The 8,663-nt window shown below is 65.6% G+C and carries 10 protein-coding genes and 1 pseudogene; 4 read left to right on the top strand and 7 right to left on the bottom strand.

Annotated features, from left to right (window positions below):
- Nucleotides 1–282: pseudogene (locus tag VGI62_RS02200) on the bottom strand (nuclear transport factor 2 family protein); the annotation flags it as partial.
- Nucleotides 283–627: 345 nt separating this feature from the next.
- Here VGI62_RS02200 and VGI62_RS22385 point away from each other — a divergent pair.
- Nucleotides 628–912 (top strand): putative quinol monooxygenase, encoded by a 285-nt coding sequence (locus tag VGI62_RS22385; RefSeq protein WP_414695623.1) that lies wholly within the window; start codon nt 628–630, stop codon nt 910–912.
- A 60-nt stretch (nt 913–972) separates the two neighbouring features.
- Here VGI62_RS22385 and VGI62_RS02195 read toward each other — a convergent pair whose 3' ends face one another.
- Together VGI62_RS02195 and VGI62_RS02190 are read right to left on the bottom strand one after the other, a co-directional pair.
- The gene (locus VGI62_RS02195; RefSeq protein WP_331502754.1) at nt 973–1,785 is read right to left on the bottom strand and encodes a class I SAM-dependent methyltransferase; all 813 of its coding nucleotides are present in this window, start codon (nt 1,783–1,785) and stop codon (nt 973–975) included.
- A gap of 233 nt (nt 1,786–2,018) precedes the next feature.
- Nucleotides 2,019–3,647 carry an ABC-F family ATP-binding cassette domain-containing protein gene (locus VGI62_RS02190; protein ID WP_331502753.1) on the bottom strand — a complete coding sequence of 543 codons (1,629 nt, stop codon included), beginning with the start codon at nt 3,645–3,647 and terminating at the stop codon, nt 2,019–2,021.
- Between the two features lie 488 nt (nt 3,648–4,135).
- Here VGI62_RS02190 and VGI62_RS02185 point away from each other — a divergent pair, with 488 nt between their 5' ends.
- From VGI62_RS02185 to VGI62_RS02175, 3 genes are all read left to right on the top strand, one after another.
- Nucleotides 4,136–4,276, top strand: a complete 141-nt coding sequence (locus VGI62_RS02185; protein ID WP_331502752.1) for a hypothetical protein — start codon at nt 4,136–4,138, stop codon at nt 4,274–4,276.
- 123 nt (nt 4,277–4,399) lie between these two features.
- Nucleotides 4,400–4,627 (top strand): type II toxin-antitoxin system Y4mF family antitoxin, encoded by a 228-nt coding sequence (locus tag VGI62_RS02180; RefSeq protein ID WP_331502751.1) that lies wholly within the window; start codon nt 4,400–4,402, stop codon nt 4,625–4,627.
- Nucleotides 4,624–5,898: a type II toxin-antitoxin system HipA family toxin gene (locus VGI62_RS02175; protein WP_331502750.1), complete on the top strand. Its 1,275-nt coding sequence runs from the start codon at nt 4,624–4,626 to the stop codon at nt 5,896–5,898. The genes VGI62_RS02180 and VGI62_RS02175 overlap by 4 nt, the downstream gene beginning before the upstream one ends.
- On the opposite strand, the gene VGI62_RS02170 is transcribed toward VGI62_RS02175, so the two are convergent.
- The 4 genes from VGI62_RS02170 to VGI62_RS02155 all read right to left on the bottom strand — a co-directional run.
- On the bottom strand, nt 5,895–6,140 hold the full coding sequence (locus VGI62_RS02170) for a DUF7662 domain-containing protein (protein WP_331502749.1): 246 nt from the start codon (nt 6,138–6,140) through the stop codon (nt 5,895–5,897). The genes VGI62_RS02175 and VGI62_RS02170 overlap by 4 nt on opposite strands.
- 487 nt (nt 6,141–6,627) lie before the next feature.
- Nucleotides 6,628–7,245 carry a mobile mystery protein B gene (locus VGI62_RS02165; RefSeq protein ID WP_331502748.1) on the bottom strand — a complete coding sequence of 206 codons (618 nt, stop codon included), beginning with the start codon at nt 7,243–7,245 and terminating at the stop codon, nt 6,628–6,630.
- A complete protein-coding gene (locus tag VGI62_RS02160) occupies nt 7,242–7,706 on the bottom strand; it encodes a mobile mystery protein A (protein WP_331502747.1) in 465 nt (154 codons plus the stop codon). The genes VGI62_RS02165 and VGI62_RS02160 overlap by 4 nt, the downstream gene beginning before the upstream one ends.
- 519 nt (nt 7,707–8,225) lie before the next feature.
- On the bottom strand, nt 8,226–8,663 hold a 438-nt coding region (locus VGI62_RS02155), incomplete at its 5' end, for a transposase (protein WP_331502746.1).

The following is an 8,663-nucleotide window of genomic DNA, read 5'->3' as shown; positions in this document are numbered from 1 at the left end:
GTCAGTCCACAGTTTCCAGGTTCCACCGACTCGCGTCCAGACGACCACGACCACGTACGTCCCCTTGACGTTGACTGGCTTGTCGCCAAGCGTGTCAAAGCTCGCGATACCGACTTCTCGGATGAAGTCCGGCGACAGGCGAACGACATCCGTCGTGGTCAGGTTCAAATTGGCGGCGCCCTTCTCCAGACAGGCGAGATAAGGCCCGATCGCCGGGCCGGACACGACGCTGTTGTCGGGCGGGAGCATCACGGCGTCGGGGGCGTAGAGCGCCGCCATCGCAGCGCCTGTCCCCCCTGTGCGCGGCCGCCGAGAACGTGTCGTTCAGCGCCTGAATGTCGGCCTGTCGTCGGCGCTGGCGGCGCCCGCGACGGAAAGAGCGGCCATGAGGCCACGTAGTCTTCGAGCGAGTCCGGCAATAGCAGCGACTGGCGTCGATCTTCACCTTCGACGAAACGCTTCATCCCGTCCCCCAAGCTGGTGGTCAGAATTCTGAACTGCTTCGCCGATTAGACGACAGCCTGGACACATGGCGGACTTGCGCATCCGGCATGCGAGCGGATCGGGTCGCAACGGAACCGTTTACTGGCTATCCTCGTGCGGTCTCGCCAAGGATCATGCCGGCCAATGGTCATCGTTTCTGGAACCATTACGCTGCGACCAGGGAAGCGCGAAGGTTTCCTTCGCGCGTCAATGGAGGCCATCGAAGCCGCGCGAGCGACTGCGGGCTGCCGCTCGTTCGTGGTCGCTGCGGACCCGATCGAGCCCCAGGTGGCGAACGTCTACGAGGAATGGGCTTCCGAGGAGGCGTTACTCAAGTTCCGAGGAGCGGGTCCGACGGCAGACATGCGGGACATGATCGCTTCGGCCAACGTGCAGCGACACAAGGTTTCAAGCAGCGGACCCGCCTGAGGCCTGCTCGCTGAAGTGGCGCCAATGACCGCGCTCGAGCACCCTGAGCAGACGTAGCGATCAGCGCCGCCGCGCGAACGTGTAGCTCCAGTCGATCTCCTCGCGGTAGCGACCGGAGGGGTCGAACGCCACCAGCTCCTTGGCAAGCGCAGTCTCGAACGCGGGGTGTCGGTCACCGAGAGCGCGGCGGGAAAGAGTAGAGTTTGAGCGTGCGTTGCCCAGCAGTGTCTCCAGCGTCCATTCGTGCGGGACGGCGAACGAGCGGGTCGCCACGTCGACGAATCCCGCATCACGTATCGCCTGTTCTTGGTCGGCGAGCTCGGCGGCAGGGGTGGAGTTCGGCGCGCCGAGACGTCGTGCGGGTTCGCCGATGAAGTCGCGCACGATACCGGACACGATCCGCCGCCAGGGCGCGAAAGCATCCGCTGCGACGCCTGAGCCAAGTGTCGCGAACGCGCCGCCCGACTTCAGCCATGAGTGCGCCATGGCCGCGACGCGCACCCGGTCGAGCCGATGGAAGGCTTCGCCGACGGTGATCAGGCCGAACGAGCCTGCCGGCGCCTCGAAGTCCTCCGCGCGACCGACTCGCCAATGGACGTTGCCGATCCCGAGCCGTGCTGCCTCCCGCCGCCCTGCCTCGATCATGTCTGGTTCCAAGTCCACCGCCCAGACTTCGGCAAAGCGACTGGCGATTGCCAGCGCCACCCGTCCGGGTCCGCTAGCCAGGTCGAGCAGGCGCGCGTCCGGCGGCACCTTCGCCTCGTCCAGCAACCCGTCCAGCACCTCGCGCGGATAAGGCAGCCGATAGCGAATATAGTCGTCGGCAAGACCGGCGAATGCGTCGGGCTGAAGATTTGGCGGCAGTTCGGGCATAAGGGCGCGGAACTACGACAGCGTTTCCCCTGAGGCCAATCCACGCGGGGCAGGCTTGGGTACCTCGGCGAACCGCCACTCACCACCCTCCTGAGAAGTTCGGGGCGTCTGCTTTCTCTCTCGACGAACCGGGCCCTCGAACGGCCGCTGGGCGCCGGAAGCAGAACTTGGCATCGCGTCAGAGAGCGAACTTCAGGCTGTCAGCCTGAGCGTGCAGCCTGGGAGGAGCGTCGCTACCTTCCAGGGTGCAGCCCCGGCGCTTCCTGGCCCGTGCGAGCGACATATTCCGAATAGCCGCCGCCGTACTGATGAATTCCCCTGGGCGTCAGCTCCAGCACGCGGTTCGACAGGGACGCCAGGAAATGGCGGTCGTGCGACACGAAGAGCATGGTTCCCTCAAACTCCGCCAGGGCGGCGACCAGCATCTCCTTTGTCACCATGTCGAGGTGGTTGGTCGGCTCATCGAGCACCAGCAGGTTCGGCGGATCGAACAGCATCCTGGCCATGACCAGGCGCGCCTTCTCGCCGCCGGACAACACGCGGCAGGGCTTTTCGACATCGTCGCCGGAGAAGCCGAAGCACCCCGCGAGGGTGCGCAGCGCGCCCTGACCCGCCTGCGGGAACGAGCCGTCCAGCGTTTCGAAGATCGTCTCTTCGCCATCCAGCAGGTCCATGGAGTGCTGGGCGAAGTAGCCCATCTTGACGCTGGCGCCGATGCTGACCGTGCCCCGGTCAGGCGTGGCGGCGCCGGTCACGAGCTTCAACAGCGTCGACTTGCCAGCGCCGTTGGCGCCAAGGACGCACCAGCGCTCTTTGCGGCGCACCAGGAAATCGAGACCTTCATAGATCGGCTGAGAGCCGTAGCCCTTATGGATATTGCGCAGGCTGATCACGTCGTCACCCGACCGCGGCGGGCTCTTGAACTCGAACTGAACCGACTGGCGACGGCGCGGAGCCTCGACGCGTTCGATCTTGTCGAGTTTCTTGACCCGGCTCTGGACCTGTGCGGCGTGCGAGGCGCGGGCCTTGAACCGCTCGATGAACTTGATTTCCTTGGCCAGCATGGCCTGCTGGCGCTCGTATTGCGCCTGCCGTTGCTGTTCGCCGAGCGCACGCTGCTGGTCGTAGAAATCGAGATCGCCTGAATAAGTGGTGAGCGAGCCGGCGTCGATCTCCACCACCTTGCCGATGATGCGGTTCATGAAGGCGCGGTCGTGCGACGTCATCAACAAGGCGCCGTCATAGGTCTTGAGGAAGGCCTCAAGCCAGATCAGGCTTTCGAGGTCGAGGTGGTTGCTGGGTTCGTCCAGCAGCATGCCGTCGGGCCGCTGCAGCAGGATGCGGGCCAGCGCCACGCGCATCTTCCAGCCTCCTGACAGCAGACCGACATCGCCATCCATCCGTTCCTGGCTGAAGCTCAGGCCGGCCAGCACTTCGCGCGCCCGCGCTTCCAGTGCATAGCCGTCCAGTTCCTCGAAGCGCCCCTGCACCTCGCCATAGCGTTCGATGATGGCGTCCAGTTCGTTGGCTTGGTCCGGATCGACCATCGCCGCCTCGAGCCTGGACATTTCGGTGGCCAGCGCGCTGACGGGGCCGACGCCATCCATCACCGCGGCGACCGCGCTCTGGCCCGACATTTCGCCGACATCCTGGCTGAAATAGCCGATCGTCGTGCCAGGATCGATCACGACCAGTCCGTCGTCGGGCTGCTCCTGACCGGTGATCATGCGGAACAGCGTCGTCTTGCCGGCGCCGTTCGGGCCAACAAGCCCGACCTTTTCGCCTTTCTGGATGCCCATCGAGGCTTCGATGAACAGGATTTGGTGGCCGTTCTGCTTGGAGATGTTGTCGAGGCGGATCATGGGGCGGTCAGCTAGCTTGAGTGCGAGGAGAACGCCAGCCTCCGCCCATGGGCTATTGGTCCCAGGTCCGCCGCCCACCCTCGCCCTCATCGTCGACCACCCGCCAGGGGTCAGGAAACGCCGTGACATCTGAGCGGAAGCCCGGTTTGGCATGTCACTGCCTTCGGGTCATGACGTAGCGGAGTTTGCGATTTCGCAGATCCAATCCTCCAAGATTCGCCTAGTGCGGAAAGCCTTCCCCTGCGCCGAGCCTCCCGTCTCGGTCGAGCCTTTCTAGCGGAGTGACCCCGCAACGCCCCCTTGAAGAGGGCGGCTGGCGGGCGTGCTCGGTCCTGCCGCTATCGCAGTTCCTATGGGTCCGCCACTTCAGGCTACTTCGTCGCCGACGGCCGCTCGACTGCACGTTCCGCCCTGCTGCGCCCCGGTCTCGCCGACGGGCATGGCGCGCGCGCTTTGCGCCCGCCAGCCATGCCGCAAGGGAGGCAGACATGAGCCAACAGACTGAGGTCATCCATCAGAACGGCGACGTGATCGAAGGGCCGCTCAACAAGTTGAAGAGACGCCGAATACCGCGCGCAAGGCGCCGGGAGGATCTCGTTCTGGTCATCGACCTGGACGCCTCTGGTTGACTTGCCCCGATCGGGATAATTGAACGACATGGAGCCGCTTCGAAGTCCAATTGTCCCGAACGGGGTAATTTCCTTGACTATCGTCGCTTTGACGCTAGAAATGTCCCGAACGGGATAATTTCGATGATCACGCCCAATCAGATCGGTGACGCGGTTCGGACGGCGCGCAAGGCCATGGGCTTGCGGCAGGACGAGTTTGCGGCCGCGGCCGGCGTTGGCCTGAGGTTCCTGGTGGAGCTGGAGCGGGGGAAGGCGACGATCCAGCTGGGCCGAACACTGGCCGTGCTGGCGGCGGCGGGGCTTGACCTGCAGCTGGTGGGACGGCCGGCGGCGCCGGAGGCGGGGTCGTGACCAAGTCGCTCTCCGTCTGGTGGGACGGCGACGTGGTCGGCCAGCTGCAGATCGACGAGCACGGCGACCTGGCCTTCGTCTATGACGCGGGTTGGCTGGCCGACCCGGCCGCGCGCGCCATCTCCATCTCTCTGCAGAAGCGGGCCGAGCCCTTCAACCGCCGCGAAACCCGGCCGTTCTTCGCCGGCCTGTTGCCGGACGAAGGCCAGCGCGAAGCCGTGGCCCGCGCCCTCGGAGTGTCGAAGGGCAACGACTTCCGGCTGCTAGAACAGCTGGGCGGCGACGTGGCGGGCGCGCTAACCCTCTGGCCGGAGGGTGAAACGCCGCCGGCCGCGACCGGGCTCGGTGGAGCCGAGCCGCTCGACGATGCACACCTGGTGGAGATCCTCGACACCCTGCCGACCCGGCCGTTCCTGGCCGGGGCGGAGGAGGGCCTCCGCCTGTCGCTGGCCGGCGCGCAGCAGAAGCTGCCGGTGATCCTCCTCAACGGCCGCGTCGCCCTACCGGCCCCGGGCCAGCCCAGCACCCACATCCTGAAGCCGCCGATCGCGCACCTGCCGGGCACGACTGAGAATGAGGCCCTGGCCCTGCGGCTGGCCTGGGGCGTTGGGCTCAAGGCCGCGCCCGTCTCGCCGCGCCGGGCCGGCGACCGCGCCTACCTGCTGGTGGAGCGCTACGACCGCGACGTCGCCGCCGACGGCGCCGTGCGGCGGCTGCATCAAGAGGACTTCTGTCAGGCACTGGGGATCGCCCCGGAGAAGAAGTATGCCTCGGAGGGCGGGCCGACCTTCCGGCCGTGCTTCGACTTGGTGCGGCAGGCCACGGCCCAGCCGGCGCCGGCCGTGCTGCGTCTGCTCGATGCGGCGATCTTCAATGTGATCGTCGGCAATGCAGATGCTCATGGGAAGAACTTCAGCCTGCTGTACCGCCCGGAGGGCATCGACTTCGCACCGCTCTACGACCTGATGTGCACGGTCGCCTATCCGGACGTCCACGCCAAGTTGGCGATGAAGGTGGCCAAGCGGGCCACTCTGGAGGAGTTCACGCCCACCACTTGGGAGGAGTTCGGGCGGGAGATCGGCATGGGCGGGCCCTTTGTACGACGGCGGGCGACGGCGCTTGCGGAGCGCGTGATCGACACCCTGCCCTACGCCGCGGAGGGGATCGCCAGCGCCGGCTTCGAAGGCGACGAGCTGCGGCGCATTGAGGACGTCATCCGCCGGCGCGCACGCAAGGTTGTCGACCTCGGCGCGACGGCGAAGGCCGGCTAGCGCCGCTCGAAGCGCACGCGCTCGGCGCCCTTGATGAGGAAGGCGTTGTAGCCGGCGTCCAGCCAGGCGCGGCATTGCACATAACGCGTCTGGGGGTCGGTTTCGTTGGCCCACCACTCCGAGCGCTGGGCGCTCTTCGGCAGCAGGCCGGCGATGATCCGTTCCACATCCGGGAAGGTCATTTCGTAGGTCGCGGTCTTCTGGCGGCGCAGGTGGCCGTGGAGTGGGTCGTACTTGGCCATGGAGAGTCCGTGGAGCCCTCGGTGACGGCGGGGCACGCAGCTAGGCGTGAAGTTGGGAGGGACGCAAGTGGTGCTGGGTCTCGCGGGACTGGCCGCCGCCCGGCGGTCCGCGCACGCGGCATAGAACCTCCCGGCCGCCATCGGCGAGGGGATCTACCTCCTCGCCAGGGTGGCTTGGGCGCTGTTGATCGCGCTGTTCACGACCAAGTGGATCTTCATGCCGACGCAGGCGAAAGCCGAGGTGAACGACCCAATCCAGTGCTGACAGTCTGACGCGTTAGCACCTCATCATGAGGAGTATACGGAAGTCCGTATATTTATTGGTAAAACGCTTTTCCGTATCGGAAGGCTTTATGCGATCTTTCGTATATAGACTTTTCATACGAAAAACCGTATATTGTTCGTGAGGTGTTCGATGGAACAATCCACACGAACCCAAGCCCGATTAGGTGCCTTCATGAGTCGAACGCGGAAAGCTGGGGGAGGCTTACTTTGCAGGTCGTCTCAAGGAGGAGCGGGCGAACGCTAGAAGCGGGGCGAGGTCTTCGGCGTCGGCCGCCTTCAGGGCTGCGCGATAGGCGTCCCGAGCATCGCCCACCTTCACCAGATCGGACCGGCCCCAGCTGAAGGGCTGGCGGCCGAGGCGGATCGCCAACAGGTCGGCGGCTAAACGGGCGTGACGGCCGTTACCGTTGGGAAAGACGTGGATCGCCACCAGTTGGTAATGGAAGTCGATCGCGATCTCGTCCGCATCGCGGCCCTTGTGGTCGACCTGGGCTTGGATATTGCCGAGCAGCTGGTGGAGGTGTTCGCGCAGCGCCCACCAATCTTCCCGGCCGATATTTGTGACCGCTTGGCGCGGCTGCCCGGCCCAACGCCAGACATCACCGAACATGCGCTTGTGCAGGGTCATCAGGTCGTCAGGATCGAGCACGTCGAAGCCTCTGCGACGCGCCCAGCGCAGACCGGCGGCGATGTTGTCCCGCTCGGCCCGGTTGAGGTCATCGCGCGTAACGATCCAGGTCGGAATCAGCGCGTCGCGATTCTCGGGCGACAGCGCAGTGGCGCCGTCGTCGGCGCGGTAGAGGTCGTCGTCGTCGGTCACCGCCGGCGACCCCATAGCTCTCGCGGGTCGAGCTCATCGGCGATGAAGCGGCGCAGCCGGTCTTCATCCTCCTCGTCGCCGACGGCTTGGTCCTCGAGCGCCATTGTGTGGCCGATCAGGCCTAACTCGCGGCGGGCCACGCTCTTGGCCGCCGCGTTATAGGTCTCCTGCAGGCTGCGCCGGGGCACCAGGGCGTAGATCACGTCACAGTCCAGCGCCGCGGCCGCCTTTCGCAGGCTGCTAAGCTGGATGGTGCCTTCGGCCTCGGACAGTTCCAGGCGCTGGACCGAAGGTTGGGAGATGCCCATGCGCTCGCCCAACTGCTCGGCAGTCATGCCTAGCGCGTCGCGTAACGCGCGGATCCACCCGCGGGACGGGGGTCGCTTGGGAGCCTTGCGAAACGGCGCAAGAGCCCGATCTAAGGATCGACGGGCTTCGGCCGTGGCTTGTCGCCGGTTCATGAATATACCTTGCGGGCTATAGAGGTCCGCCATTTATATAGTGTGTGAGCTATAAAATTCGATTCAAATATGTGCCAGAGCACATTTCAGACGGTTAATTTCATAGGGTCTGGCACATATATGCAGCTCGCCCAGCGCATCTCGCGACAATAACAAGGAGGGGAGCCATGCCGGCGACCACCATCAAGGCCCTCGTCAAAGAGGCCCTGAACCAAAAGACGCCCGCCGCAACTGAAGGCAGCGGCGACGGCCGCCAAGACCGCGCGCCTGACCGAAGACCGCAGGCAAAGGCCTAGCGCTTCGCCGTCACCTCGATGCGGCGGGCGCTAAGTTGCTCGCGGATCGTCTTCGGCCGTTCGCAGAACGGCTCTAGCGCGATGGGGTCCGGCCTGGCGCTTCAACGCGCCTGCTGCACCGCCCACGCATGGTACCGGCCGCATGGGGGAGGCTTACCTTGCAGGTCGTCTCAAGGATTGGCCGCGAAAGGAGACCAGCCAAGCTAGTACCGCCGCACAGTGATTATGACTCCTTGGAAGTTGGCGTGGGGTAGGCGCGCGCCAGCTTGCTGCGGGCCTGGTCGGTGGAGAACATCCAGTTGATGCGGGCGCCGCTGGCGTTGCGTCGCTGCTCCCAGGCGGCGACCTCGGCGATCAGCTTGGCTTGGCTGTCGATGCGGCGGTCCAGGCATTGGCCGCGCAGGACGCCGATCTCGATCTCGACCATGTTCAGCCAGCTGGCGTGCTTGGGCGTGTAGTGGAACTCCAGCCGGCGCAGGACGCGCCGGGCCTCGGCGGCCGGCAGGCTCTGGTAGAGCGCGGCGGCAGAGTGGGTGGACAGGTTGTCCATCACCACCCGGATCCGCTCGGCCTTGGGGTAGTGGAGATCGACCAGGTCGCGCATGCAGTGGGCGAAGTCCTCGGCGGCGCGCCGGTCGGTGACCTTCACGGCGCGCCAGGA

Origin of the sequence: Phenylobacterium sp., assembly GCF_036495085.1 — a bacterium.
GTDB lineage: Bacteria > Pseudomonadota > Alphaproteobacteria > Caulobacterales > Caulobacteraceae > Phenylobacterium.
The sequence above is the reverse complement of the archived record's forward strand: the minus strand, read 5'-3'. Positions and strand labels throughout refer to the sequence as shown.

Coding starts and splice junctions, on each gene's coding strand:
- VGI62_RS22385 (WP_414695623.1), top strand. CDS start 628: ATGGTCATCGTTTCTGGAACCATTACGCTGCGACCAGGGAAGCGCGAA.
- VGI62_RS02195 (WP_331502754.1), bottom strand. CDS start 1,785: ATGCCCGAACTGCCGCCAAATCTTCAGCCCGACGCATTCGCCGGTCTT.
- VGI62_RS02190 (WP_331502753.1), bottom strand. CDS start 3,647: ATGATCCGCCTCGACAACATCTCCAAGCAGAACGGCCACCAAATCCTG.
- VGI62_RS02185 (WP_331502752.1), top strand. CDS start 4,136: ATGAGCCAACAGACTGAGGTCATCCATCAGAACGGCGACGTGATCGAA.
- VGI62_RS02180 (WP_331502751.1), top strand. CDS start 4,400: ATGATCACGCCCAATCAGATCGGTGACGCGGTTCGGACGGCGCGCAAG.
- VGI62_RS02170 (WP_331502749.1), bottom strand. CDS start 6,140: ATGGCCAAGTACGACCCACTCCACGGCCACCTGCGCCGCCAGAAGACC.
- VGI62_RS02160 (WP_331502747.1), bottom strand. CDS start 7,706: ATGAACCGGCGACAAGCCACGGCCGAAGCCCGTCGATCCTTAGATCGG.